The following is a 425-nucleotide window of genomic DNA, read 5'->3' on the forward strand; positions in this document are numbered from 1 at the left end:
GGTGTCCTCGAAGGTGTCCGGGATGGGTTTGTTCAAGGTCATGGCGTTCCTGACCCTCCGTTCGGCGACAGAGAGGACGTGGACTCGGCACGGAGCCGGACGTGGAGTACGTGCGCGGGTGTTCGCCCGGGTTCCAGGCGCACGTAGTTCGTCCTTCCCCAGCGGTAGCTCTCACCCGTCAACTCGTCGCGCACCGGCACGATGTGGTCCCTGTCCAGGCCGAGTTCCGCCATGTCGAGCTCGACCGTGGCCTCCTGGGCGCGGTGCGGGTCGAGATTCACGACCACCACCACCGCGTCCCAGCCCGCACGCTTGCTGTACGCGATCACCGCGTCGTTGTCGGTGCGGTGGAAGCGCAGGTTCCTGAGCCGGTGCAGGGCGGGGTGGCGCCGTCTGATCTCGTTGAGCGAGGCGATGAGGGGCGT

Annotated in this window: 1 pseudogene; it reads right to left on the reverse strand. The window is 67.3% G+C overall.

Annotated features, from left to right (window positions below):
- Positions 1–38: 38 nt before the first annotated feature.
- Positions 39–425, reverse strand: a pseudogene (locus tag I8N67_RS42005) (alpha-1,4-glucan--maltose-1-phosphate maltosyltransferase); the annotation flags it as partial.

It is taken from the genome of Streptomyces adelaidensis (genome assembly GCF_016598475.1).
Classification (GTDB): Bacteria; Actinomycetota; Actinomycetes; order Streptomycetales; family Streptomycetaceae; genus Streptomyces; species Streptomyces adelaidensis.